Below are 25,224 nucleotides of genomic sequence, written 5' to 3'. Positions count from 1 at the left end.
GTGTTTATACAAACACGGCCCGCGGAAAATCAGAATTGTTTTCTCTAGTCTTCGAGAAGCTTCTGCAGTAACACGCCGTTAAGCATGGCGCGCTTAATCATAGCAAAAGCTCCCATCGTAGGATGTTTATCGATCTGTGATGCTACAATAGGCAGGCCGCTATGGAAAGTCGTTAACGACTGATTCTCTACATTGCGCTTAATTGCAGGAAAAACAATCTCTTGTGCCTTGGTAATATCACCAGCAATGATAACTTTTTGAGGGTTAAATAAGTTAATCGTCATCGCGATAGCCTTACCTAACTGGTTTCCTACTCGAACTAAGCTTTGCTTGGCTAGCTCATCACCATTAATCGCGTGGTCACAAACGTCTTGAATCGTAATATGCTCAAGCTCTGTTAAAGAAGACTCATAGCCTTGTTTAATCAGCTTCTGCACGCGTTCAACGATAGCTGGGTTTGCCGCTACTGTTTCAAGACAGCCGAAGTTACCACATTGGCATTGCTCGCCTAGCGGATCAATTTGGATATGACCAATTTCACCCACATTACGGTTATGACCTAGGAAAACCTGACCATTAACGATAATACCTGCACCTGTACCACGGTGAACACTGACCAAAATAGAATCTTGGCTATCTTTACTTGCACCGAAGTAGTGCTCAGCAAGCGCCATTCCACGAACATCGTTACCAACAAAACAAGCAACATGGAATGTATCGCGAATAATGTCGCTTAATGCGAGGTTATCGATGTCGGTATTCGGCATGTACTCAACAACACCGGTCGTTGGGTTAACCAAGCCTGGAAGCGTGACACCAATAGCAATCAGTTGATCGATCTTTGGTTGATGCTCAGCAATGAAAGCTTTGAGGTTATTGACCAAGCCTTGGGTAAGGTCTGATTGGTCTGAATAATTCAGGTCTTGCTGTTGGAAAGCCAATTCACGACCACCAAGGTCATGCAGGCTTATTTGAATGTAGTCTCGACCCAAACGCACAGCAACAGAATGAAAAGGCTCTACTTCTGTGGTTAGGGAGATAGCGCGTCTACCGCCAGTAGACGCTTGCTGCGCAACCTCTTTAATTAGGCCGCGCTCTAAAAGTTGGCGGGTAATTTTTGTAACACTTGCCGGTGCGAGTTGGCTTACATCAGCCACTTGTATACGACTGATAGGCCCCTGTTGGTCTATAAGTCGGTATACCGCCGCACTGTTTAGTTGTTTAACTAAGTCTACGTTACCTATTTGTCCGCCATTCATACTTAATTGTGCTCGTATTGTCCGTTAACAACAGTCGCTTTAACGTTAAAGTCTCGGTCAAATACAGCTAGGTTTGCAACCATGCCTTTTTTGATTCGACCTAGCTTGCTTTCTACACCGATAGCCGTAGCTGGGTATAGCGTAGCCATGCGAAGAGCTTCGTCTAAAGCGATACCAGCGTGCTCAACTGTATTCTGAACTGCTTCAATCATAGTCAGAGCTGAGCCGCCCAGTGTGCCGTTTTCATCAACACACTTACCATCACGGTAATATACTTTCTTACCGACAAAAATAAAGTATTCCATGTCAGCACCTGCAGGAGCTGTGGCATCCGTCACTAATACCAACTTTTCTCCCTTGATTTTATGCGCAATTCTGATGTTTGCGTAATCAACGTGGAAGCCGTCGGCAATAATGCCAGCGTAAACCTCAGGAGTATCGTAAATCGCGCCAACAACGCCAGGCTCACGACCAACCATCGGCGTCATTGCATTGAACAGGTGAGTGGCGAACGTGATACCAGATTCGAAACCTTGACGCGCTTCTGCGTAAGTTGCGTTGGTGTGGCCGATAGAAACGACAACGCCAGCTTTGTGCAGGCGTTCGATGTGTTCAGGGTCGTTATGCTCTGGAGCCAATGTTACTTTTGCAACAAGGTCACGGTTCTCACAGATAAGCTCAATCATTTCGTTGTCAGATTTACGAATGTGATCGACGCTATGGATGCCTTTTTTCGCAACGTTTAGGTAAGGGCCTTCAAGGTGCAGACCTAAAGATTGGTTTTGGTACTGGTTATGGTATTCACGAGCTGCCGTAATAACCGCACGCATATCTTCGTCTGAAGAGGTGATAAGCGTTGGTAGGAAGCTAGTACAGCCAGATTTCAGGTTTGCTTTGTGCATGATCTGCATGGTTTCTGCAGTGATCTCATCGTTAAGCATTACACCGCCACAACCATTCAGTTGTAGGTCAATGAAACCTGGGCTTAGGTTTGCTCCGTCTAGGTCGCGAAGCTCGATTCCTTCTGGCAATTCAGAGATAGGACAGACTTTTTTGATCAGTTCGTTTTCGATTACAACAGCATGATCGGTTAGAACATCACTACCAGTGTAAATTTTACAGTTACTTAGCGCGTACATAGTCAGCTAATCCTTATTTCGTGAGATCTTTTAAATTCGTTCGTTACCTAAATGCGGACTTAGTTTGCGAGCATCATTTACGTAACGATTTATCTTTTATGGGCAAACGGCTTCAAAATGAGAAGCGATTTAAGTTGTTGAAAAACATATGAACAATTGATTTTTATTATACATTTAGGTCCATCAACAATGATTATTCACGGTGCTCTATAAGCCCGGAGTTACCATCTTTTTGCCTAATGATTAGATTTGGATTTTATCCATAAATGTTCATTTTTTTGAATGATAAAATAAGTTTTATGATCTCGCTAGCAAAAACCTCTGGATTTGGTAAAAACTGGTGATTAGGATCACAAATGGTAAGGTTTTAATTTGCGGAGCAAAATTAATTGAATACACTGAATAGGACTAAATTGAGCGACTAAAATAAGTTTCTCAAACGAATTCTAAAAAATCCTATAGGGGGAAACAACTGGTGAATATTCTAGGATATGCGCAGAAGCTTGGTAAGGCGTTAATGCTACCAATCGCAACGCTTCCGATTGCGGCATTGCTGCTACGTCTGGGTCAACCAGACTTACTCGATATCGCATTCATGGCATCTGCTGGTAACGCAATCTTCAGTCAACTACCATTATTGTTTGGTTTGGGTATAGCTATTGGTCTTTCTAAAGACGGTAACGGCGCAGCAGGTCTTGCTGGTGCAGTTGCTTACTTTGTTCTGACAGCAACCGCAACAAACATCGATGCTAGTGTAAATATGTCATTCTTCGGCGGTATCTTTGCAGGTATCATCGCAGGTCACTCTTACAATGCATTCCACGCGACTCGTCTTCCAGAGTGGCTAGCATTCTTCTCTGGCAAACGTCTAGTTCCTATTATGGCTGGTCTATTTGCTCTAGTTGCTGGCGCAATCTTTGGTGTTGTATGGCCTGCTGTTCAATCTGGTCTAGATGCACTTGCTCACGCAGTTTCAACGTCTGGCGCTATCGGTCAATTTGTTTACGGTACTCTTAACCGTGCACTTATCCCAGTAGGTCTACACCATGTACTGAACTCGTACTTCTGGTTCGGTATGGGCTCTTGTCAAGAGATCGTAGTTGCTGCAGAAGGCTTCTCTCAACTTTGTGTTGACCCTGCACTAGCTAAAACTTTAGTTGTTGGTCAAGAGTACACATTTGAATTTGCTAACTCAGTTAACCCAGAAATTGTTGCAACTGTTAAAGAAGTAACTGAAACAGTTAAATCTGGCGACCTACACCGTTTCTTCGGCGGCGATAAAGGCGCTGGCGTATTCATGAACGGTTTCTTCCCAGTAATGATGTTCGGTCTACCAGGTGCTGCACTTGCAATGTACCTAGCTGCTCCTGCTGAAAAACGTAGCCAAGTTGGTGGCGCACTATTCTCAGTTGCATTCTGTTCATTCCTAACAGGTATCACAGAGCCGCTAGAATTCATGTTCGTATTCCTAGCTCCTGCTCTATACGCAATGCACGCTGTATTTACAGGTTTGTCTCTAGTAGTTGCTAACATGTTTGGTACTCTGCACGGTTTCGGTTTCTCTGCTGGTCTTATCGACTTCGTATTGAACTGGGGTCTAGCAACTAAACCATTCGTACTACTACTAATCGGTCTTGGCTTCGGTGCTCTATACTTCTTCACTTTCTCTTTCGCAATCCGCGCTTTCAACTTGAAATCGCCAGGTCGTGAAGATGATGACGAAGCTGTTGCAGCTCCTGCTGGCGACGCACCAAAGGGCGACCTTGCACGTCAATACCTGAAAGCTCTAGGTGGTCACGACAACCTAACTTCAATCGACGCTTGTATCACTCGTCTACGTCTAACTCTTAAAGACCGCTCTGTTGCAGATGAAGTTGTTCTTAAGAAACTTGGTGCTAAAGGTGTGGTTAAACTAGGTGAAAACAACCTACAGGTTATCCTAGGCCCACTAGCTGAAATCGTAGCTGGCGAAATGAAAGCTATTGGTGCAGGCGAAGACCTATCTGATGTAAAACTTCCACAGTAAGGGAAGTACTTAGTTAAGACGTAAAGTTACTCTTAAGTAAGTGTCAAATTGAAAGCCTCCCACATGGGAGGCTTTTTTGTGCCTGCAGTTTAAGACCAGCGAACACGGTTCGTTCTATTCTTCATCGAATAGCAGAAATAATCGCAATTAACGGACGGTTCTTATTGTGCAAAGGCTAAGAATTGTGGATGATTAGCAACAATGATCTTTCTATCTTTGACTGGCGCTATAAGCGACCGTTTTCTTGGGGACGAAAGATAACTTTCTCTGACAATACTAAATACATAGAGGTGCTATAGATGAGTGAAGCTGAGGCTCGTCCATCGAATTTCATTCGCCAAATTATTGATAAAGATTTAGCGGATGGTACACACAGTAGCGTGCATACTCGTTTCCCGCCGGAGCCAAATGGCTACCTGCACATTGGTCACGCTAAATCTATTTGCTTGAACTTTGGTATTGCTCAGGACTACCAGGGACAATGTAATCTTCGTTTCGATGATACAAACCCTGAAAAAGAAGACGTTGAATACGTTGAGTCAATTAAGAATGATGTAAGCTGGTTAGGCTTCGAATGGTCTGGTGATATTTGTTACTCATCAAACTACTTCGATACGCTTTACGCTTATGCTGTGGAATTAATTAATAAAGGCTTAGCGTATGTTGACGAGCTAAGTCCTGATCAAATCCGTGAGTACCGTGGCACGCTAAAAGAGCCTGGTAAAGCGAGCCCATACCGTGACCGCAGCCCTGAAGAGAACCTAGCGTTGTTTGAAAAAATGCGTGACGGTGGCTTTGAAGAAGGTAAAGCGTGTCTACGTGCTAAGATCGACATGAGCTCTTCGTTCATGGTTATGCGCGATCCTGTTATCTACCGTGTTCGTTTTGCTCACCACCATCAAACGGCTGACAAGTGGTGCATTTACCCAATGTACGACTTTACTCACTGTATCTCTGATGCGCTGGAAGGTATTACGCACTCTATCTGTACGCTTGAATTCCAAGATAACCGTCGTTTGTACGATTGGGTTCTAGATAACATCACGATTGACTGCCAACCTCGTCAGTACGAGTTTAGCCGCCTGAATCTTGAATATACAGTGATGTCTAAGCGTAAGCTGAACCAACTTGTGGTTGAAAACCTAGTTCAAGGTTGGGATGACCCACGCATGCCTACTATTTCTGGCCTACGTCGTCGTGGTTTTACTTCAAGCTCGATTCGTGAATTCTGTAAGCGTATTGGTGTAACTAAGCAAGAGAACATGATTGAGTTCGGTTCACTTGAATCTTGCATCCGTGATGATCTGAACGAAAATGCACCTCGTGCAATGGCTGTTCTGGATCCAGTTAAGATCGTTATCGAAAACTACGAAGCAGATACAGTAGAAACGCTAACGGTTGCAAACCACCCGAACAAGCCAGAAATGGGTACTCGTGAAGTTCCATTTACACGCGAAGTTTGGATCGAACGTGACGACTTCCGTGAAGAAGCAAACAAAAAGTACAAGCGTTTGGTTCTAGGTAAAGAAGTTCGCCTGCGTGGTGCTTACGTGATCAAAGCTGAACGTATCGAAAAAGATGCAGAAGGCAACATTACGACTATCTTCTGTTCTTACGACAATGAAACATTGGGTAAGAACCCTGCAGATGGCCGCAAAGTGAAAGGCGTTATCCACTGGGTATCTGCTGATAAAGCACTGCCTGCTGAGATTCGTTTGTACGATCGTCTATTCACAGTGCCAAACCCAGCCGCTGCTGATGACTTCGCTGCAACGCTAAACCCTGAATCTCTTGTTACGCTAAATGGTTTTGTTGAACCTAGCTTAGCAGAAGGTGTGGCAGAGCAAGCGTACCAGTTTGAACGTACAGGTTACTTCTGTGTGGATTCGAAAGACTCTAAAGCAGATGCACTAGTCTTCAACCGCACGGTTGGTCTACGTGACACATGGGGTAAAACTGAAGCTTAATCGCTAAAGTGATTCGCTTTCGATAAGCACCCTAATAAAAAACCGGCTTAGAGCCGGTTTTTTGTATCTGAATAAAGTCGTCAATTATAGAATAAGTTGCGATTAATCGTCTTATGTAGTGACCATATAAAAAACGCCGGCCTAAGCCAGCGTTCTGTATTACTACTTCGCTTTATGCGCGTCTGGATTGCCTTTGCAATCTCCGTTAATGCTTTTGCCGTACAAGTACAAACTGTGGTTTGTTAGTTGCACGTTGTAACGCTGAGCAATCTCTTTCTGTCTTTCTTCGATGATGTCATCAGAGAATTCGATCACTTCGCCACAATCTAAACATACAAGGTGGTCGTGGTGGTGCTGTGTAGAAAGTTCAAATACAGACTTGCCGCCTTCGAAGTGGTGACGAGTTACAATGCCAGCGTCATCGAATTGGTTAAGTACTCGATAAACGGTTGCAAGACCGATTTCTTCACCTAGGTCGATCAGCTTCTTATATAAATCTTCAGCACTAATATGTTGGCAGTCTGGCTGTTGTAATACTTCTAAAATTTTGAGCCGTGGAAGGGTCACTTTAAGACCTGCATCTTTTAGCGCTTGATTATTGTCTGACATATACTTTCCTGTTGATGATCTGCAGCAATTAACAGAATTCAATATTAATACCATTATAGTTTAGTCAGGCATAACAATAAACCACGAACTTCAAAGGGTTACTTACTGACATCACAATCTGTTTTGTAAATTGGAAGTATCTCACTTATAGTGGAGGTACGACCAGTCAAGGTGACGGTGTTTCTGATATGAACATGGAATGTTGTTATGAATAAGCAACTCGCAAAAATATATAAACCCAACATTGTAAAATTTGCTCTTAATATTTGGCCTCCCTTTTGGGGAGCGGGTATTCGAATAGCCCACATTAGCACTGACTTTAGGGTTGTTAAGACAGTACTTAAGCTACGCTGGTGGAATAAGAACGCCAATCGTACTCAATATGGCGGCAGTATCTTTTCTCTTACCGATCCCGTTTACTCATTGATGTTAATGGGAATTTTAGGTGAGCGATATTATGTTTGGGATAAAGAAGCGAGCATTAACTTCATCAAGCCGGGGCAATCGGACTTGTATGCAGATTTTGAGATAAGCCAAGGGCAGCTTGACGATATCTATCGCCAGACGCAACTCGGTGAAAAGTGTTTCCCCGAATTTATTATTCACGTGAAAGATAAGCAGGGTAATGTGGTTTCAGAAATTCAACGCACCCTCTATGTAAGAAAGAAGCCGCAATTTAGAGATGACGATGAAGCATTAGAAGCTGAGTGCTAATTAATAGATTTTAAATAGCAAAAAACCTCCTATAAGGAGGTTTTTTCATATCTACATAATGGTTATTAATTGTAACAATTAACAACCACTAGAGAATTAGTCTTCTAGCTCTGCTAGGCACATCTCTTCGTGGATTTGTTTAACCCAGTTAGATACGCGCTCATCAGTTAGCTCAGGTTGACGGTCTTCATCGATACATAGACCAACGAATTGGCTGTCATCGCCTTCAACTAAACCTTTCGATGCTTCGAATTCGTAGCCTTCAGTTGATGTGTGACCTAGGATAGTACCGCCTTTCGCTTCAACGATGTCACGGATAGTACCCATAGCATCACAGAAGTATTCTGCGTAATCTTCTTGGTCGCCACAACCAAAGATAGCAACAAGCTTAGTTGAGAAATCAATAGCTTCTAGCTCTGGGAAAAAGTCATCCCAATCACATTGTGCTTCGCCGTAGTACCACGTAGGGATACCAAGCAGCAGTAGATCGAAGTTATCGATATCTTCTTTGCTGCTTTTTGCAATGTCTTGAACGTGAACGAGCTGTTTGCTCAATTGCTTTTGAATCATCTTAGCAACAGCTTCAGTGTTACCTGTATCGCTACCAAAGAAGAGACCTACACTTGCCATAGAATCATTACCTTTCATTTTGTCTGTTGTCGGTGTAATAAAGTTCGGAAGAGAATCGTTAGATCCCAGTTCCTTCCCAGCTTAGTTGGATTATCCCTTTGGCGATAAAACCCGCACAGCCAAGGAAAAGTACTAACCATACGATGCGACGACCAAATGGAGGAACATTTCCCTGCTTGAGAACGTCCTTAATTGCCATACCGATTAAAAAGAAAATCGCGGCAAACAGGAGATCTAAACCAACAGATTCGATGATGTTCATGTAGTCGTAAAGCATGGGAACCTTATATACCAATTTTGCTTGGGCGCACTATATCACTGTTGTGAGATAAAGTTAATCTGCAGTAATTACACAGCTCTCATTTATCTGCACGAAAAAGCGCAGTTAAGCGATGAATTTTCTAATTGCTCTAAGTACTTCTGCTGGTTTTTCAGCATGCAGCCAGTGACCTGTGTTGGCAATGACATGCGCTTTTGCGTTAGAAAATTGCTGCTGAACGGCTGCTTGATGTTCTGCGGTGAGGTAATCTGAATCCCCACCTTTAATGAGCAAGGTTTTGACCGAGGTTTTCTCGATCGGTTCCCAACCAATAATATGTGGGTAGTTGCTCAATAACGAAGCAACATTGAAGCGCCATTCCATGATGCCTTGCTCTGTTTTGAACAAAGATTTGGTTAAAAACTGGCGAACGCCATCGATCTCGATATGTTTTGCGAGAACCTTGAGTGCATCTGAGCGTGAAGTCGGCTCTTCTTCTATCACGGCTTGCAGGCCTGCGAATACGTTGTCGTGGCGACTCTGAGTGTACGCGACCGGAGCCATATCCAAGACAATCAATTTATGCAGCGCAAGATGTTGTGTCAGTGCCATCGCTACTTTGCCACCCATCGAGTGACCAATCACAGTGACGTCTTCTGACTTAAGATCATGCAGCAGTTGAGCCACGTCTTGTGCCATCGCTTGATAGTTATGAGTGTCACTATGGAAGGATTGACCGTGGTTGCGGAGATCGATACTAAGTACCTGATGATCGGCTTTTAGATCCCTAGCGAGCAAGCCAAGGTTGTCCAGATTACCGAATAATCCATGGATCAAAACAATGGTGTGACCCTCACCTTCAATTTTATAGTTGAGCTGTACTGACATTTTTATCTTATTCATGGTGGGTTTGACGTAGAGTATCCGCGCGGATCTCGCTATAATCCCCCAGAGTTTAAACATTGAGATTGTGAAAAGCGAATGAAAACAATTGAGGTTGATGAGGACCTATACCGTTTTATTGCGGGTCAGACAGAACGTATTGGCGAAAGCGCTTCAGATATTCTGCGCCGCTTGTTACAGGTTGATAGCCAAGGCATGGCTCCGATCGAAGAGATCGTTGAGCCAAAAGGTATCGTTGTTAGCAAAGAGGTAGGCTTTACTCCAGAGAAGTTCGATGGCGTTAAAGAAATGCGCTCACTACTAATATCAGATGAGTTTGCATCACTAAAGAAAGCCATTGATCGTTTCATGCTTGTGTTATCAACACTGCATAAAATCGACCCTTTAAGCTTTTCAGAAGCAACTCAAGTAAAAGGCCGTAAGCGCGTTTACTTTGCAGATAACGAAGCGACGTTGCTAGCAAACGGCAACACGACTAAGCCTAAAGCTATTCCACAAAGTCCTTTTTGGGTTATTACTAATAACAATACAAGCCGAAAAAGACAGATGGTTGAGCAGCTTATGAGCCGCATGAATTTCCAAGCAGAATTGATAGAAAAAGTAACAGGTTCAATTTAACGAAATCTGATTTAAACCTCATAATATCCATGGATAAGAAGATATTATGAGGTTTTTTTGTTTTAAAATTTTATATATAAGGATGTCGAAAAATGGCTATGCACCCTCGTGCTGGGCAGAAAGCTCAGCAGGAAGATCTTCATAATATCCCGGCTTTAGTTGCTAACTATTTCTTACAGCAACCGGATGCTACGAACCCAGATCATAAAGTACTTTTCGGTACTTCAGGTCACCGCGGTACAGCAGACAAATCAACATTTAACGAAAACCACATTCTAGCAATTGCACAAGCGGTTGCTGAAGTTCGTGCCGAGCAAGGTACAACTGGCCCTCTTTTCTTAGGTAAAGATACTCACGCTCTATCTGAGCCTGCGTTCTCTACGGTTATCGAAGTGCTTGTAGCGAACGGTGTTGAAGTTATTATTCAAGAAAACAACGGCTTTACTCCAACACCTGGTATCTCGCACGCGATTCTTACGCACAACCTAGTGAATGACAAAAAAGCCGACGGCATTGTTATCACGCCTTCACATAACCCACCTCAAGACGGCGGTATTAAATACAACCCGACACACGGTGGCCCAGCTGAAGCTGAACTGACTCAAGCGATTGAAGACCGTGCGAACGTGATCATTGCTGAGCAAATGCAAGGTGTTAAGCGTACGCCTATCGCACAGGCTAAACAGTCTGAGCTAGTAAAAGAAGTTGACCTAGTCGCGCCATACGTCGCTGATTTGGTTAACGTCGTGGATATGGAAGCGATCCAGAAAGCAAACATCAAGATTGGTGTTGATCCACTGGGTGGCAGCGGTATTGATTACTGGCGTCAAATTGGTAAAGCGTACAATCTAGATCTTACTCTGGTAAGTGAAGCGGTTGACCCTTCATTCCAATTCATGTCTCTAGATAAAGATGGCGTAGTTCGTATGGACTGTTCTTCTCCATACGCAATGGCAGGCTTACTGGCGCTTAAAGACGAGTACGCTCTAGCATTTGGTAACGACCCAGATTACGATCGCCACGGTATCGTGACACCTAAAGGTTTGATGAATCCAAACCACTTCTTAGCGGTTTGTATTGATTACCTATACCGTAACCGTGAAGGTTGGGGTAAAGACGTTGCTGTTGGTAAGACACTAGTATCAAGTGCATTAATCGATCGCGTAGTTTCTGACTTAGGTCGCGAACTTTGTGAAGTGCCAGTTGGTTTTAAATGGTTCGTTGATGGCTTATACAACGGCCAGTTTGGTTTTGGTGGCGAAGAGAGCGCAGGTGCTTCTTTCCTACGTAAAGACGGTACGCCTTGGTCAACAGATAAAGACGGCCTGATTCTTTGCTTGCTTGCGGCTGAGATCACAGCAGTGACAGGTAAGAACCCACAAGAATACTACGAAGAACTTGCCGCTAAACACGGTGAATCTAAGTACAACCGTATTCAAGCGGTAGCAAATGGTGCACAGAAAGACGTGCTGAAGAAACTATCTCCAGAGATGGTTTCTGCTGAGACGTTGGCTGGTGATGCAATTACTGCACGCTTAACACACGCTCCAGGTAACGGTGCTGCGATTGGTGGCTTGAAAGTGACAACTGAGAACGGCTGGTTTGCTGCGCGTCCATCAGGCACTGAAGACATCTACAAGATCTACTGTGAAAGCTTTAAGGGTGAAGAGCACCTGAAAGCAATCGAAGCAGAAGCTCAAGAGATTGTTAACCAAGTATTTGCAGCCGCTGGCCTATAATCGAATCTCGATTACTAGAGTTGCTAAGTAAATAGAAGAAGGGTTGATGTGAAAGCATCAACCCTTTTTGTTTGTGTTAGTTACGTATAAGCGGGAAAAGGTAACTGAGTTAGCTCAGACGACTAACCGTGTGGCCAACTTTGTGGCATCACAAACCAGAATTGCCCCGACTTTGTTTGCCCATGGACGAAGCGATCACCGAACTCGGTGATCGGCTGACTGCTGAAATCATCCGTCCCTGCTGCCCATTGCTCTTTGGTGAGTGGATACAGTGGTTCACTGATTAAATGAGCCTGATCTTGATAGCACCAAAAGCCGTTTACTTGGCTTGGGTTAATGTCATAGCCCAAGCATTTTGTCGGTATGTTTTGCTCTAAGAAAGGGTTGGTATATAGACGACCTTGCATCAGTAAGTGTTTTGAGTCGACATCGATTTCTGGATATTGCTCAACAAAGGCGGCAGAAGAGGACATTTCGAGTTGGTGGCTGAGCATCCTGTCGAGTTTCTTATCCAATTGGTCGTGAGAGTTGGGTCCAAACCATGTTTGTTCGTGGAGCAGATAAAACTTAATCGCCACTTCCCAATGTTCCAGCTTTTGGCTGCTCTCTTCTTTAAGAATAAAGTCGATTGCACCGAGAGTTCTGCCTTCCACATTGATCTGAATCTCGTCGTGCTTTATCGAGTAATTCGGTGAGGCAGCGATCACTTGCTCGCATAGATATTGGTAGAGGAAACCTAATCTAGGATTACCCTCATAAGTATGTGATGAGTCGATGGCATGGTTGCTAGAGAATGCACTGAGATCCGAAACCGGTGGCTTGATTTCTAGTAATGGCGGTGAGTCGATGACCCATTGGTAAAAACGTTGCAGTGCTGTCATCTCTTCCTCATAAACTCATCGTGGGGCTTTCGACATTCTACCCGTAAATTGATATAACGACGTTATTATAAAGGTAAGCTGGAAAGAAAAATGATTAACTTACAATTAGAAAAGCTACTTAACGAAAAACTGCAGCCACAGCAGATTAAAGATTACTGTCCTAATGGTCTTCAAGTTGAAGGCGCGACAGAAGTGAAGCGAATCGTTACTGGTGTAACAGCTTCTCAAGCCTTGATTGATAAAGCGGTAGAACTGAACGCAGACGCTTTGTTAGTCCATCACGGCTTTTTCTGGAAAGGCGAGTCAGAAGCGATTCGTGGCATGAAGGGCAAGCGTATTCGTACCCTAATTAAAAATGACATCAACCTTTTAGGTTATCACTTGCCGCTTGATATCCACCCTGAACTTGGCAACAACGCAAAATTGGCAGAGTTACTTGAGATAGAAGTTGAAGGCGGCTTGGAAGGGCACCCACAATCGGTTGCTATGTTTGGTAAATTAAAAGCGCCAATGACAGGTACTGAATTTGCAGCAAAAATCGATCAAGTGCTAAATCGCAAACCACTGCATATCGCTCCAGAAAATCAAGACAAAATGATAACGACCGTCGGTTGGTGTACTGGTGGTGGTCAAGACTACATTGAGCTAGCGGCTTCTCAAGGCATTGATGCTTTTATTTCTGGTGAAATTTCTGAGCGCACAACTTACTCGGCCCGCGAGCAAGACATCCATTATTTTGCTGCAGGTCACCATGCGACAGAACGCTACGGCGTGAAGGCACTAGGTGAGTGGTTAGCAAAAGAGCACTGCTTGGATGTTGAGTTTATCGATATCGATAACCCAGTTTAAGAGCAGATGCGAGATAAGGGGTACGAGTCGAGTGTATGCGTCGTTCTCTAGAATTGAGCAGGTAACCTGTATAGTTTATCTGCTCGCTTAAGGAGATCCCCAACTCATTCGTCCCTCGTTCTTGGGGATGCCGATATTATTTTATTCGTTCACTTCGCATTCTTGAGGATGACGGGGTTGAGAGCGTACAAAAGAAAAGGGGTTGATGTTCTCACATCAACCCCTTTTAACATTATGATTTATAGCAACTATTCACGTTCGTGAAGTGCTTTAAAGTCACGTTGTTCTTCACCAGTATATAGCTGACGAGGACGACCGATACGGTTCGTCGGATCGCTGTGCATTTCGTTCCAGTGAGCAATCCAACCGATGGTACGAGACATCGCGAAGATTACTGTAAACATAGATACTGGAATACCGATTGCTTTCAGAATGATACCTGAGTAGAAATCTACGTTCGGGTATAGCTTCTTAGAAACAAAGTACTCATCAGAAAGAGCGATACGCTCAAGTTCCATCGCTACGTCTAGTAGTGGATCTTGGATGTTTAGCTCTTTAAGCACTTCGTGACACGCTTCGCGCATTACTGTTGCACGTGGGTCGTAGTTCTTGTAAACACGGTGACCGAAGCCCATCAAACGGAATGGGTCATCTTTGTCTTTTGCTTTCGCAACGTATTCTTCAATGTTATCTACGCTACCGATCTCTTCAAGCATGCGCAGACAAGCTTCGTTTGCACCGCCGTGAGCTGGGCCCCAAAGTGATGCGATACCTGCTGCGATACACGCAAACGGGTTAGCACCAGATGAACCAGCAAGACGCACTGTAGACGTAGAAGCGTTCTGTTCGTGGTCAGCATGTAGAGTGAAAATCTTATCCATTGCACGAGCAACGATAGGGTTCACTTCATACTCTTCACATGGGTTTGCAAACATCATGTGTAAGAAGTTTTCTGCGTAGCCTAGGTCGTTACGTGGGTAGATAAACGGCTGACCGATTGAATATTTGTAACACATTGCAGCCAGTGTTGGCATTTTTGAAATCAGGCGGTATGCCGCAATTTCACGGTGTGTATCGTTGTTGACATCAAGTGAGTCGTGGTAGAACGCCGCTAGAGCGCCTACAACACCACACATTACAGCCATAGGGTGAGCGTCACGACGGAAGCCGTGGAAGAAACTAGCGATTTGCTCGTGCACCATAGTGTGACGTGTCACGGTAGTCTTGAACTTTTCGTACTCAGCTCGAGATGGGGCTTCACCGTAAAGAAGTATGTAACATACTTCTAAGTAATCAGCGTTATTGGCAAGTTGGTCGATTGGATAACCACGATGTAAAAGAATGCCTTTTCCACCGTCAATAAAAGTGATTTGAGACTCACAGGATGCAGTGGCAAGAAAACCAGGGTCAAAAGTGAAAAAACCATTAGAACCTAGTGTACGAACATCGATCACTGGAGTACCAAGTACACCTTCTGTAATCGGCAGCTCGATTGGCGCTTGACCTTCAATGTGAAGGGTAGCTTTCTTATCCGCCATAACAATCTCCTTTGTTTATTATTTAATCCGTCCAGGATGTTTATGTGCCATTTTTTTACTGGTCTTACGTGGGAAAGTCAATTTTTCTGAAGCTTTGTGTGCACTTGTTAGTGTTTTTTACATTAAATTCGTTAAAAATCTGGTCTGTGTAGCATTATTTGTTACATCAATTGTATTAGAATGTTGCCAGTCGTATAGTGACGCTGAAAAGTTTGGTTAAAACCTTATAAATGCAAGGCTAAGAAGAAATGTGAGGTGTCTTTCTTAATCGAGCAGTTAACAATTATTTTACAATTATCTAAGGCTCAACTTCAGTTATTTGTTAAGTTAATGTTAAATTTTGAAGGTTTACAATCAAATTTTGTCCATAACAATATCATAAGGTTATTTAATGACCATAATGCTCAATGGAGCTGAGTGAGCAAGCCCGTGAAAGAAAGAAAGACAAGACCTGTTAATTTAGATTTACAGACCATCCACTTTCCAATCACAGCAATAGCTTCCATCCTACACCGTGTGTCTGGGGTGATAACTTTTGTCGCGATTGGAATTCTGCTTTGGTTACTATCCATTTCCCTCTCATCCCCAGTAGGCTTTGCCGAAGCTAGCGACATTGTCGATGGTTTCTTCGTGAAGTTTATTCTGTGGGGCATTTTAACCGCTTTGGCTTACCACATTGCTGGTGGTATTCGTCACCTTCTTATGGACCTTGGTCACTTTGAAGAGCTGGAATCTGGCGCTAAAAGCGCTAAGGTTGCATTCGCAGCAACAGCGGTATTGTCTCTACTAGCGGGGATCTTAGTATGGTAAACAACGTTTCTACTTTTGGTCGTAATGGTGTCCACGATTATCTATTGATTCGTGCAACTGCCATCATTATGACGCTTTACACTATCTACCTAGTTAGCTTCTGTGCTTTCTCTGGTGATATCTCTTACGCATCTTGGACGCAATTCTTTGGTGGAACCTTCACTAAAGTCTTCACCATGTTAGCGCTTACTTCTGTTTTGGTTCACGCGTGGATCGGCCTATGGCAAGTACTAACTGACTACATCAAATGCGCAAAACTGCGTGTTGGTCTTCAAGTCGGTGTTGTTGCAGTTCTTCTTGGATATTTCTTCTCTGGTCTGTTTATTTTGTGGGGTGCGTAAGTGACTATTCCTGTTCGTGAGTTTGATGCCGTAGTTATCGGCGCTGGTGGTGCAGGTATGCGTGCCGCACTGCAAATTTCTGAGCAAGGCCTTTCTTGTGCATTGCTTTCTAAAGTTTTCCCTACTCGTTCTCACACGGTTTCAGCGCAAGGCGGCATCACTGTTGCTCTTGGTAACGCGCATGAAGACCATTGGGAACAACATATGTATGACACAGTAAAAGGTTCTGATTACATCGGTGACCAAGACGCTATCGAATACATGTGTAAAAACGGTCCTGAGTCGGTAATCGAACTCGAAAAAATGGGCCTACCTTTCTCTCGTTTTGAGAACGGTACTATTTACCAGCGTCCTTTCGGTGGTCAATCTAAAAACTTTGGTGGTGAGCAAGCGGCTCGTACCGCAGCTGCAGCCGACCGTACTGGTCACGCTCTGCTTCACACGCTTTACCAACAAAACATTAAACACAAAACGACTGTTTTCTCTGAGTGGTATGCACTGGATCTTGTTAAGAACGAAGATGGTGCAATCTTAGGTACTACTGCGCTTTGCATGGAAACCGGTGAGGTTTGCTACTTCAAAGCGAAGGCAACAATCCTTGCTACCGGAGGTGCTGGTCGTATCTACGCATCAACAACCAATGCACATATTAATACTGGTGACGGTGTTGGTATGGCGATTCGTGCTGGCGTTCCTATGCAAGACATCGAAATGTGGCAGTTCCACCCAACGGGTATCGCTGGTGCAGGTGTATTGGTAACGGAAGGTTGTCGTGGTGAAGGTGGTTACCTTCTCAATAAAGACGGCGAACGCTTCATGGAACGTTACGCACCAAACGCTAAAGACTTAGCGGGTCGTGATGTTGTTGCTCGTTCAATGATGGTTGAAATTCGTGAAGGTCGTGGTTGCGATGGCCCTTGGGGTCCACATATTAAGCTTAAGCTTGATCACTTAGGTAAAGAGACGCTTGAATCTCGTCTTCCTGGTGTATGTGAACTTTCTCGTACCTTTGCTCACGTTGATCCAGTGAAAGAGCCAATCCCAGTAATCCCGACATGTCACTACATGATGGGTGGTGTTCCAACACAAGTTTCTGGTCAAGCTATTAAGCAAACCGAAGACGGCAGCGATGTTGAAATCCAAGGTCTATTTGCTTGTGGTGAAATCGCATCAGTATCAGTACATGGTGCCAACCGTCTAGGTGGTAACTCACTGCTTGATTTGGTGGTATTTGGTCGTGCGACAGGTCTACACCTAGGTGAGACACTGAAGAAGCAAGACGAAGCGAAACCTGCAACTGAAGCTGACATTGAGCGTTCACTAGAGCGTTACAACCGTTGGGAAAACAGCACAGACGGCGAAGATCCAGCGCAAATCCGTAAAGATCTTCAGCAATGTATGCAGAACAACTTCTCAGTATTCCGTGAAGGCAAAGCAATGGCTGAAGGCCTAGAAGAGCTAAAAGCGATTCGCGAGCGTCTGAAAAATGCACACCTATCTGATAAGTCTACAGAGTTCAACACTCAACGTATCGAGTGTCTAGAGCTTGAAAACTTGATGGAAACGGCATTCGCAACGGCTGTTGCTGCAAATTTCCGTACAGAGAGCCGTGGCGCACACGCTCGATTCGATTTCCCTGACCGTGATGATGAGCAATGGCTATGCCACTCACTTTACAACCCAGAGTCAGAGAGCATGACTAAGCGTGGTGTAAACATGGAACCTATCCATCGTGAAGCGTTCCCACCAAAAGCACGTACGTACTAAGGAGATATGACCATGAAACTGAATTTCTCTTTATATCGTTACAATCCAGATGTCGACCAGAAACCTTATATGAAGGAATACACTCTAGAAGTGGATGAAGGTTCAGACATGATGCTTTTGGATGCGCTTATTCTGTTGAAAGAGCAAGATCCAACAATCTCATTCCGTCGCTCATGCCGTGAAGGTGTATGTGGCTCGGATGGTTTGAACATGAACGGTAAAAATGGCCTAGCGTGTATCACGCCATTGTCTGCGCTTTCGGGCCAAGACAAGATTGTGATTCGCCCACTGCCTGGCTTACCCGTTGTTCGTGACCTGATTGTAGACATGACTCAGTTCTACGATAACTACGAAAAAGTGAAGCCATTCTTAGTGTCTGATGGCAATGTGCCACCGGCTCGTGAAAACTTACAAAGCCCTGATGAGCGTGCTCATTTAGATGGATTGTACGAATGTATCATGTGTGCATGTTGTACAACGTCATGCCCATCATTCTGGTGGAACCCTGACAAATTCATCGGACCAGCAGGCCTGCTTGCAGCGTACCGTTGGCTAATTGATAGCCGAGATACAGCGACAGACGAACGTTTGTCCGATCTTGATGATGCATTTAGCGTTTTTCGTTGCCATGGCATCATGAATTGTGTAAGTGTTTGTCCTAAGGGATTAAATCCGACGAAAGCTATTGGTCACATCAAGACCATGCTAGTGAATCGTTCGGTTTAAGTTATATAAAAATTGCCGCCCTAGAAGTTTTGGGGCGGCCTTTTAATAGCTCGGCATAGACCGCAGCAAACGTGAAAACTACTGGTTAAGGGAAAATATGCACAACGGCGTGATGAAGGCATGGCTCGAGTCTTCACACTTGGCTGGCGCCAATGCAACGTACGTAGAAGAACTCTATGAACTGTATCTAAGTGACCCAGATTCGGTAAGTGACGAATGGAGAAGTGTTTTTGAAGAACTGCCTGTGCAAGCTTCAGAGACAGTGGAACAACCACACTCTCGTGTTCGTGAATACTTCCGTCGACTCGCTCAAGAAACAAAGCATTACAGTGTCCAAGTTAGTGATCCAGATGTCGATGCGAAACAAGTAAAGGTTCTGCAACTTATTAATGCCTATCGATTCCGAGGGCATCAAGCAGCAAATCTAGACCCCCTAGGTTTATGGAAAAGAGCGACAGTTGATGAACTGGACCCTTCTTTCCACACTCTTACCGAAGATGACCTCAATGAGACGTTCAACGTCGGCTCTTACGCCATTGGCCAAGAGACGATGGTGCTTAAAGATCTCTACAAATCTCTAAAGCAAACGTATTGTGGCTCTATTGGTGCTGAATACATGCACATGACAAATACAGAGCAAAAGCGTTGGATCCAACAACGTTTAGAGTCTGTATCTGGTCAACCCTCTTTCAACAAAGAAGAAAAGCAAGCTTTCCTAGAAGAGCTAACTGCTGCTGAAGGTCTTGAGCGCTATCTTGGTGCGAAATTCCCAGGCGCAAAACGCTTCTCGTTGGAAGGTGGTGATGCTCTTATCCCAATGACGAAAGAAATTATTCGTCATGCTGGCGGACAAGGCATGCGTGAAGTTGTTGTTGGTATGGCTCACCGTGGTCGTCTAAACATGTTGGTCAACGTGCTTGGTAAAAAGCCACAAGACCTGTTTGACGAGTTTGCGGGCAAGCACGATGACACGTGGGGTACTGGTGATGTGAAATACCACCAAGGCTTCTCTGCGGACTTCGCAACGCCAGGCGGCAACGTTCACTTAGCACTAGCATTTAACCCATCTCACTTAGAAATCGTAAACCCGGTAGTTATCGGTTCAGTACGTGCACGTCAAGATCGCCTTGGTGATAATGATGGTAGCCGTGTACTTCCAATTACTATCCACGGTGACTCAGCTATCGCTGGTCAGGGTGTAGTACAAGAGACGTTTAACATGTCTCAAGCTCGTGGTTTCTGTGTAGGTGGTACGGTTCGTATCGTTGTAAACAACCAAGTTGGTTTTACAACGTCTAACCCTCGCGATACACGCTCTACGATGTACTGTACCGATATCGCGAAGATGGTTCAGGCTCCGATTTTCCACGTTAACTCTGATGATCCAGAAGCGGTTGCGTTTGTTGCGCGTCTTGCATTGGATTACCGTAATACGTTTAAGCGTGATGTTGTTATTGATTTGGTTTGTTACCGTCGCCACGGTCACAATGAAGCCGATGAGCCGAATGCAACACAGCCTTTGATGTACCAAAAAATCAAGAAGCACCCAACACCACGTAAGCTTTACGCTGACGTGCTAATGGAGCGCGGTGAGTTTGGTATTGATACAGCAACTCAGCTAGTTAACGAATATCGTGATGCACTTGATCACGGTGAAGTTGTGGTTAAAGAGTGGCGTCCAATGGCACTTCACTCAGTAGACTGGTCTCCTTACCTAGGTCACGACTGGAACATCGAGTGGGATAACAAGATTGATATCGAGCGCCTGAAAGAGCTTGGTACCAAACTTTGTCAATACCCGGACAGCCACAAGCTGCAAAGCCGAGTAAATAAACTGTACAACGATCGTACTGCCATGGTGAATGGTGAGAAACAAGTCGATTGGGGTATGGCTGAAACTCTGGCATACGCAACACTTGTTGACGACGGTAAGCGTATTCGTATCTCAGGCCAAGATTCAGGTCGTGGTACGTTCTTCCACCGTCACTCAGTACTGCACAATCAATCAGATGCAAGCACGTATGTTCCTCTTGCGAACATTCATGATAAACAAGGGCCATTCCAAGTGTTTGACTCTGTGTTATCTGAAGAAGCGGTACTCGCATTTGAGTATGGTTACGCGACAGCAGAGCCAAGCGGTCTAACCCTTTGGGAAGCTCAATTTGGTGACTTCGCAAACGGTGCACAAGTTGTTATCGACCAATTCATTTCATCAGGTGAGCAAAAGTGGGCACGTCTATGTGGTCTAACTATGCTGCTTCCTCACGGTTATGAAGGCCAAGGCCCGGAGCACTCTTCTGCACGTCTTGAGCGTTACCTTCAGTTATGTGCTGAACAAAACATGCAGGTTGTTGTTCCTTCAACACCAGCTCAGGTTTACCACATGATTCGCCGTCAGGTTGTTCGACCAATGCGTCGTCCACTGATTGTAATGTCACCTAAGTCATTGCTTCGTCACCCTCTGTGTACTTCTTCTCTTGAAGATTTGGCAGAAGGCACGTTCCAACCAGCTATCGCAGAAATTGATGATCTGGCTCCTGAGAACGTAAAACGCGTCGTGTTCTGTTCAGGTAAGGTTTACTTTGACCTGCTTGACCAAAGACGTAAGAACGAGCAAGACGATGTCGCTATTGTACGTATTGAGCAACTTTACCCGTTCCCTTATGAGGACGTGAGAGCTGCCATCGCACAGTACACAAATGTAGTCGATTACGTTTGGTGTCAAGAAGAGCCACAAAACCAAGGTGCTTGGTACAGTAGCCAACATAATTTCCGAGCTGCTATCCCAGTAGGTGCTGATATTCAATACGCAGGTCGTCCTGCATCAGCATCACCAGCTGTTGGCTATATGTCAGTACACTTGAAACAACAAAAAGCGTTAGTTGACGACGCTTTGACCCTACTTAAGAACTAGAAGTAAAAGGAAAATACGCACATGACAATTGAAATTCTGGTTCCAGATTTACCTGAATCTGTGGCTGATGCAACAGTTGCTACTTGGCACAAAAAACCGGGCGAAGCGGTTGCACGTGATGAAGTCATTGTAGATATCGAAACAGATAAAGTAGTTCTAGAAGTACCGGCTCCTGAAGCGGGTGTTCTGGAAGCTATCATCGAAGAAGAGGGTGCTACGGTACTTTCTAAGCAGCTTTTGGCTAAAATCAAGCCGGGTGCTGTCGCTGGTGAACCAACGAAAGACACCACTGAAGATACAGAAGCATCTCCTGATAAGCGCCATAAAGCTGCGCTAACAGAAGAGAACAACGACGCACTAAGCCCAGCTGTTCGTCGCCTGCTTGCTGAGCACAACCTACAACCAGCTGACGTTAAAGGCACTGGTGTTGGTGGTCGTATTACTCGTGAAGACATCGACGCACACCTAGCAGCAGCGAAAGCGGCTCCGGCAGCAGCATCTGCACCAGCAGTTGAAGCGCCAGCAGCGGCTCGCAGCCAAAAACGCGTGCCTATGACTCGCCTGCGTAAGACAGTTGCAAACCGTCTTCTAGAAGCGAAAAACAGCACAGCAATGCTGACTACTTTCAACGAAGTGAACATGAAGCCAATCATGGACCTTCGTAAGCAGTACAAAGACCAATTCGAGAAACGTCACGATACGCGTCTTGGCTTCATGTCTTTCTACGTGAAAGCAGTAACAGAAGCACTGAAGCGTTTCCCAGAAGTGAACGCTTCTATTGATGGTACAGATATCGTTTACCACAACTACTTCGACATCAGCATGGCGGTATCTACGCCACGTGGTCTAGTGACTCCAGTACTCAAAGACTGTGACACACTAGGTTTCGCTGATATCGAAAAAGGCATCAAAGAGCTAGCAATCAAAGGTCGTGACGGCAAGCTAACGGTTGATGAACTGATGGGCGGCAACTTCACTATCACAAACGGTGGTGTATTTGGTTCTCTAATGTCTACGCCAATCATCAACCCGCCTCAAGCGGCAATTTTGGGTATGCACAAAATCCAAGACCGTCCAATGGCTGTTGATGGCAAGGTAGAGATTCTACCAATGATGTACCTAGCGCTTTCTTACGACCACCGTCTAATCGATGGCCGTGAATCAGTTGGCTTCCTAGTGACCATCAAAGAGCTTCTAGAAGATCCTGCACGTCTGCTATTAGACGTTTAGTATCGCTAAAACGTCTAGTTAACCCCGTTAGCTAGACGTAAAAAGTTTCAAAGGCTAGGCTGCTCAACGTCTGGCCTTCAATTGAACTGTAAAGCCATTAGAAAATGGACAGCAGTTGTTTTGAGAAGACCCTACAGACGTAACACAGGAAACTGTGTCGTTATGGAAATAATAATCCCTTAAGGGAAAATAAACGGAATATCAAAATGAATTTGCATGAATACCAAGCCAAACAGCTGTTTGCAGAATTCGGTTTGCCTGTACCAGAAGGTTTCGCATGTGATACTGCACAAGAAGCTTTCGAAGCTGCAGGTCGTATCAGTACAGCCAAGAAAGTCGTTAAGTGTCAAGTACACGCTGGTGGCCGCGGTAAAGCGGGCGGCGTAGAGCTACATGACACCAAAGAAGGCGTTAAAGAGTTTGCACAAAAGTGGCTAGGTAAAAACCTAGTGACTTACCAAACAGACGCTAATGGTCAGCCTGTAACTAAGATCCTAGTTGAAGAAGCATCAAACATTGCTAACGAACTTTACCTAGGTGCTGTTGTTGACCGCGCAACGCGTAAAATTGTATTCATGGCGTCAACTGAAGGCGGTGTGGACATTGAGAAAATCGCTGAAGAAACTCCAGAGTTGATTCACCAATCAGCGATCGATCCTCTAGTAGGCCCTCAAGCTTACCAAGGCCGTGAACTGGCGTTCAAACTTGGTCTAGTTGGCGATCAAATCAAACAGTTCGTTAAGATCTTCATGGGTCTTGGCCAAATGTTCTCTCAGTACGACCTAGCTCTACTAGAAATCAACCCGCTTGTAATTACTGGCGAAGGCAACCTGCTTTGTCTAGACGGCAAGATCAACATCGACTCAAACGCGATGTACCGTCAGCCTAAACTACGTGAAATGCACGATCCATCTCAAGAAGATGAGCGCGAAGCACACGCAGCACAGTGGGAACTGAACTACGTAGCACTAGATGGTAACGTTGGCTGTATGGTTAACGGTGCAGGCCTTGCGATGGGTACGATGGATATCGTAAACCTACACGGCGGCAAGCCAGCAAACTTCCTTGATGTAGGCGGCGGCGCGACAAAAGAACGTGTAGCTGAAGCATTCAAGATCATCCTTTCTGATGACAATGTTAAAGCAGTACTCGTAAACATTTTCGGTGGCATCGTTCGTTGTGACATGATCGCTGAAGGTATTATCGGTGCAGTTAAAGAAGTTGGCGTAACAGTTCCTGTAGTTGTTCGTCTAGAAGGTACAAACGCAGACCTAGGTCGCGAAGTACTTGCTAATTCTGATGTTGATATCATTGCAGCTGAATCTCTAACAGATGCTGCTCAGAAAGTTGTTGCTGCTGCGGAGGCTAAATAATGTCTGTATTAATTAACAAAGACACTAAAGTAATCTGTCAGGGTTTCACTGGCGGTCAAGGTACATTCCACTCAGACCAAGCTATCGCATACGGTACGCAAATGGTTGGTGGTGTTTCACCTGGTAAAGGTGGTCAAACTCACCTAGGCCTTCCAGTATTCAACACAGTACGTGAAGCGGTAGAAGTAACTGGCGCAACAGCAACAGTTATCTACGTACCAGCTCCTTTCTGTAAAGATGCAATCCTAGAAGCGATTGATGCAGGTATCGAACTGATCGTAACGATCACTGAAGGTATCCCTACAACAGATATGATCGACGTTAAAGTGAAGCTAGAAGAAACTGGCGTTCGCATGATCGGTCCTAACTGTCCAGGTCTTATCACTCCAGACGAGTGTAAGATTGGTATCATGCCTGGTCACATCCACAAGAAGGGTAAAGTAGGCATCGTATCTCGCAGCGGTACTCTGACGTACGAAGCAGTTAAGCAAACAACAGATGAAGGCTTTGGTCAGTCTACATGTGTTGGTATCGGTGGTGACCCTATCCCAGGTTCAAACTTCATTGATATCCTAAAACTTTTCCAAGAAGACCCAGAAACTGAAGCAATCGTAATGATTGGTGAAATCGGTGGTACTGCGGAAGAAGAAGCGGCTGAGTTCATCAAAGCAAACGTAACTAAGCCAGTTGTATCTTACATCGCTGGTGTTACTGCTCCTCCGGGCAAACGTATGGGCCACGCAGGCGCAATCATCTCAGGCGGTAAAGGTACTGCTGAAGATAAATTCGCAGCGCTAGAAGCAGCAGGCGTTAAGACTGTTAAGTCTCTTGCTGACATAGGTAAAGGCCTACGTGAAATCACGGGTTGGTAATCAGCTGGCTTTTATCGATTGAGATAGAAGTTAACTGAACTGTCTCGTCCTAAAATACGT

At 44.8% G+C, this 25,224-nt stretch carries 22 protein-coding genes; 14 read left to right on the top strand and 8 right to left on the bottom strand.

The genetic code is table 11. The features are described from left to right. Nucleotides 1–44 precede the first annotated feature (44 nt). Together nagC and nagA are read right to left on the bottom strand one after the other, a co-directional pair. A complete protein-coding gene (gene nagC, locus AB4307_RS09005) occupies nucleotides 45–1,259 on the bottom strand; it encodes a DNA-binding transcriptional regulator NagC (protein WP_017062194.1) in 1,215 nt (404 codons plus the stop codon). A 2-nt stretch (nucleotides 1,260–1,261) separates the two neighbouring features. Beyond that, a complete protein-coding gene (gene nagA / locus AB4307_RS09000) occupies nucleotides 1,262–2,398 on the bottom strand; it encodes an N-acetylglucosamine-6-phosphate deacetylase (protein ID WP_371724300.1) in 1,137 nt (378 codons plus the stop codon). A gap of 475 nt (nucleotides 2,399–2,873) precedes the next feature. On the opposite strand from nagA, the gene nagE reads away from it, so the two are divergent. Together nagE and glnS are read left to right on the top strand one after the other, a co-directional pair. Beyond that, complete coding sequence (nagE, locus tag AB4307_RS08995; protein WP_032546287.1) at nucleotides 2,874–4,424, top strand: N-acetylglucosamine-specific PTS transporter subunit IIBC; 1,551 nt, start codon at nucleotides 2,874–2,876, stop codon at nucleotides 4,422–4,424. Nucleotides 4,425–4,723: 299 nt separating this feature from the next. Continuing rightward, the gene (glnS, locus tag AB4307_RS08990; protein WP_017063407.1) at nucleotides 4,724–6,391 is read left to right on the top strand and encodes a glutamine--tRNA ligase; all 1,668 of its coding nucleotides are present in this window, start codon (nucleotides 4,724–4,726) and stop codon (nucleotides 6,389–6,391) included. Nucleotides 6,392–6,553: 162 nt separating this feature from the next. Here glnS and fcrX read toward each other — a convergent pair whose 3' ends face one another. Beyond that, the gene (gene fcrX / locus AB4307_RS08985; protein WP_017061956.1) at nucleotides 6,554–7,000 is read right to left on the bottom strand and encodes a ferric iron uptake transcriptional regulator FcrX; all 447 of its coding nucleotides are present in this window, start codon (nucleotides 6,998–7,000) and stop codon (nucleotides 6,554–6,556) included. Between the two features lie 207 nt (nucleotides 7,001–7,207). Between fcrX and AB4307_RS08980 the strand changes: the two genes are divergently transcribed. Further along, a complete protein-coding gene (locus tag AB4307_RS08980) occupies nucleotides 7,208–7,714 on the top strand; it encodes a DUF4442 domain-containing protein (RefSeq protein ID WP_372131671.1) in 507 nt (168 codons plus the stop codon). 96 nt (nucleotides 7,715–7,810) lie between these two features. Here the strand turns inward: AB4307_RS08980 and fldA are convergent, their stop codons facing one another. From fldA to AB4307_RS08965, 3 genes are all read right to left on the bottom strand, one after another. Then, on the bottom strand, nucleotides 7,811–8,344 hold the full coding sequence (gene fldA / locus AB4307_RS08975) for a flavodoxin FldA (protein WP_010436745.1): 534 nt from the start codon (nucleotides 8,342–8,344) through the stop codon (nucleotides 7,811–7,813). Nucleotides 8,345–8,402: 58 nt separating this feature from the next. Next, nucleotides 8,403–8,621, bottom strand: coding sequence for a DUF2788 domain-containing protein (locus tag AB4307_RS08970; protein WP_004737900.1), 219 nt, complete (start codon nucleotides 8,619–8,621; stop codon nucleotides 8,403–8,405). 108 nt (nucleotides 8,622–8,729) lie between these two features. Next, nucleotides 8,730–9,491 carry an alpha/beta fold hydrolase gene (locus tag AB4307_RS08965; protein ID WP_017061954.1) on the bottom strand — a complete coding sequence of 254 codons (762 nt, stop codon included), beginning with the start codon at nucleotides 9,489–9,491 and terminating at the stop codon, nucleotides 8,730–8,732. Between the two features lie 93 nt (nucleotides 9,492–9,584). On the opposite strand from AB4307_RS08965, the gene seqA reads away from it, so the two are divergent. Together seqA and pgm are read left to right on the top strand one after the other, a co-directional pair. Further along, nucleotides 9,585–10,124, top strand: coding sequence for a replication initiation negative regulator SeqA (seqA, locus tag AB4307_RS08960; RefSeq protein ID WP_017061953.1), 540 nt, complete (start codon nucleotides 9,585–9,587; stop codon nucleotides 10,122–10,124). Nucleotides 10,125–10,216: 92 nt separating this feature from the next. Next, a complete protein-coding gene (gene pgm / locus AB4307_RS08955; RefSeq protein ID WP_017061952.1) occupies nucleotides 10,217–11,863 on the top strand; it encodes a phosphoglucomutase (alpha-D-glucose-1,6-bisphosphate-dependent) in 1,647 nt (548 codons plus the stop codon). A 122-nt stretch (nucleotides 11,864–11,985) separates the two neighbouring features. Here the strand turns inward: pgm and AB4307_RS08950 are convergent, their stop codons facing one another. Next, nucleotides 11,986–12,744 carry a DUF1853 family protein gene (locus AB4307_RS08950; RefSeq protein ID WP_017061951.1) on the bottom strand — a complete coding sequence of 253 codons (759 nt, stop codon included), beginning with the start codon at nucleotides 12,742–12,744 and terminating at the stop codon, nucleotides 11,986–11,988. A 90-nt stretch (nucleotides 12,745–12,834) separates the two neighbouring features. On the opposite strand from AB4307_RS08950, the gene AB4307_RS08945 reads away from it, so the two are divergent. Beyond that, nucleotides 12,835–13,593 carry a Nif3-like dinuclear metal center hexameric protein gene (locus AB4307_RS08945; protein WP_372105235.1) on the top strand — a complete coding sequence of 253 codons (759 nt, stop codon included), beginning with the start codon at nucleotides 12,835–12,837 and terminating at the stop codon, nucleotides 13,591–13,593. 248 nt (nucleotides 13,594–13,841) lie between these two features. Here the strand turns inward: AB4307_RS08945 and AB4307_RS08940 are convergent, their stop codons facing one another. Further along, nucleotides 13,842–15,131: a citrate synthase gene (locus AB4307_RS08940; protein ID WP_017061949.1), complete on the bottom strand. Its 1,290-nt coding sequence runs from the start codon at nucleotides 15,129–15,131 to the stop codon at nucleotides 13,842–13,844. Nucleotides 15,132–15,548: 417 nt separating this feature from the next. Here AB4307_RS08940 and sdhC point away from each other — a divergent pair, with 417 nt between their 5' ends. The 8 genes from sdhC to sucD all read left to right on the top strand — a co-directional run bounded on the left by sdhC (nucleotide 15,549) and on the right by sucD (nucleotide 25,164). Then, complete coding sequence (sdhC, locus tag AB4307_RS08935) at nucleotides 15,549–15,941, top strand: succinate dehydrogenase cytochrome b556 subunit (RefSeq protein ID WP_017061948.1); 393 nt, start codon at nucleotides 15,549–15,551, stop codon at nucleotides 15,939–15,941. After that, a complete protein-coding gene (sdhD, locus tag AB4307_RS08930) occupies nucleotides 15,935–16,282 on the top strand; it encodes a succinate dehydrogenase, hydrophobic membrane anchor protein (protein ID WP_010436768.1) in 348 nt (115 codons plus the stop codon). The genes sdhC and sdhD overlap by 7 nt, the downstream gene beginning before the upstream one ends. After that, nucleotides 16,283–18,049, top strand: coding sequence for a succinate dehydrogenase flavoprotein subunit (gene sdhA / locus AB4307_RS08925; RefSeq protein WP_048606450.1), 1,767 nt, complete (start codon nucleotides 16,283–16,285; stop codon nucleotides 18,047–18,049). A gap of 12 nt (nucleotides 18,050–18,061) precedes the next feature. Beyond that, complete coding sequence (locus tag AB4307_RS08920; RefSeq protein WP_010436773.1) at nucleotides 18,062–18,775, top strand: succinate dehydrogenase iron-sulfur subunit; 714 nt, start codon at nucleotides 18,062–18,064, stop codon at nucleotides 18,773–18,775. Nucleotides 18,776–18,872: 97 nt separating this feature from the next. Beyond that, nucleotides 18,873–21,689, top strand: a complete 2,817-nt coding sequence (sucA, locus tag AB4307_RS08915; protein WP_017061946.1) for a 2-oxoglutarate dehydrogenase E1 component — start codon at nucleotides 18,873–18,875, stop codon at nucleotides 21,687–21,689. 21 nt (nucleotides 21,690–21,710) lie between these two features. Beyond that, complete coding sequence (gene odhB / locus AB4307_RS08910) at nucleotides 21,711–22,919, top strand: 2-oxoglutarate dehydrogenase complex dihydrolipoyllysine-residue succinyltransferase (protein ID WP_017056410.1); 1,209 nt, start codon at nucleotides 21,711–21,713, stop codon at nucleotides 22,917–22,919. Between the two features lie 206 nt (nucleotides 22,920–23,125). After that, nucleotides 23,126–24,292 (top strand): ADP-forming succinate--CoA ligase subunit beta, encoded by a 1,167-nt coding sequence (gene sucC / locus AB4307_RS08905; RefSeq protein ID WP_010436793.1) that lies wholly within the window; start codon nucleotides 23,126–23,128, stop codon nucleotides 24,290–24,292. Beyond that, a complete protein-coding gene (sucD, locus tag AB4307_RS08900; protein WP_004734209.1) occupies nucleotides 24,292–25,164 on the top strand; it encodes a succinate--CoA ligase subunit alpha in 873 nt (290 codons plus the stop codon). The genes sucC and sucD overlap by 1 nt, the downstream gene beginning before the upstream one ends. The last annotated feature ends 60 nt before the right edge of the window (nucleotides 25,165–25,224 follow it).

Origin of the sequence: Vibrio sp. 10N.261.52.C2 (assembly GCF_041471425.1) — a bacterium.
Classification (GTDB): domain Bacteria; phylum Pseudomonadota; class Gammaproteobacteria; order Enterobacterales; family Vibrionaceae; genus Vibrio; species Vibrio crassostreae_C.
Note: the sequence above shows the minus strand (reverse complement) of the source record. Positions and strands in the feature narration are given on the sequence as shown.

What these genes read in the sequence shown, in the direction of transcription:
- fcrX (WP_017061956.1), bottom strand. Translation starts at nt 7,000, where the DNA reads ATGTCAGACAATAATCAAGCGCTAAAAGATGCAGGTCTTAAAGTGACC.
- nagC (WP_017062194.1), bottom strand. Translation starts at nt 1,259, where the DNA reads ATGAATGGCGGACAAATAGGTAACGTAGACTTAGTTAAACAACTAAAC.
- sdhD (WP_010436768.1), top strand. Translation starts at nt 15,935, where the DNA reads ATGGTAAACAACGTTTCTACTTTTGGTCGTAATGGTGTCCACGATTAT.
- AB4307_RS08965 (WP_017061954.1), bottom strand. Translation starts at nt 9,491, where the DNA reads ATGTCAGTACAGCTCAACTATAAAATTGAAGGTGAGGGTCACACCATT.
- odhB (WP_017056410.1), top strand. Translation starts at nt 21,711, where the DNA reads ATGACAATTGAAATTCTGGTTCCAGATTTACCTGAATCTGTGGCTGAT.
- sucA (WP_017061946.1), top strand. Translation starts at nt 18,873, where the DNA reads ATGCACAACGGCGTGATGAAGGCATGGCTCGAGTCTTCACACTTGGCT.
- sucD (WP_004734209.1), top strand. Translation starts at nt 24,292, where the DNA reads ATGTCTGTATTAATTAACAAAGACACTAAAGTAATCTGTCAGGGTTTC.
- seqA (WP_017061953.1), top strand. Translation starts at nt 9,585, where the DNA reads ATGAAAACAATTGAGGTTGATGAGGACCTATACCGTTTTATTGCGGGT.
- sucC (WP_010436793.1), top strand. Translation starts at nt 23,126, where the DNA reads ATGAATTTGCATGAATACCAAGCCAAACAGCTGTTTGCAGAATTCGGT.
- fldA (WP_010436745.1), bottom strand. Translation starts at nt 8,344, where the DNA reads ATGGCAAGTGTAGGTCTCTTCTTTGGTAGCGATACAGGTAACACTGAA.
- AB4307_RS08940 (WP_017061949.1), bottom strand. Translation starts at nt 15,131, where the DNA reads ATGGCGGATAAGAAAGCTACCCTTCACATTGAAGGTCAAGCGCCAATC.
- pgm (WP_017061952.1), top strand. Translation starts at nt 10,217, where the DNA reads ATGGCTATGCACCCTCGTGCTGGGCAGAAAGCTCAGCAGGAAGATCTT.
- AB4307_RS08970 (WP_004737900.1), bottom strand. Translation starts at nt 8,621, where the DNA reads ATGCTTTACGACTACATGAACATCATCGAATCTGTTGGTTTAGATCTC.
- AB4307_RS08980 (WP_372131671.1), top strand. Translation starts at nt 7,208, where the DNA reads ATGAATAAGCAACTCGCAAAAATATATAAACCCAACATTGTAAAATTT.
- AB4307_RS08945 (WP_372105235.1), top strand. Translation starts at nt 12,835, where the DNA reads ATGATTAACTTACAATTAGAAAAGCTACTTAACGAAAAACTGCAGCCA.
- nagA (WP_371724300.1), bottom strand. Translation starts at nt 2,398, where the DNA reads ATGTACGCGCTAAGTAACTGTAAAATTTACACTGGTAGTGATGTTCTA.
- AB4307_RS08920 (WP_010436773.1), top strand. Translation starts at nt 18,062, where the DNA reads ATGAAACTGAATTTCTCTTTATATCGTTACAATCCAGATGTCGACCAG.
- glnS (WP_017063407.1), top strand. Translation starts at nt 4,724, where the DNA reads ATGAGTGAAGCTGAGGCTCGTCCATCGAATTTCATTCGCCAAATTATT.
- AB4307_RS08950 (WP_017061951.1), bottom strand. Translation starts at nt 12,744, where the DNA reads ATGACAGCACTGCAACGTTTTTACCAATGGGTCATCGACTCACCGCCA.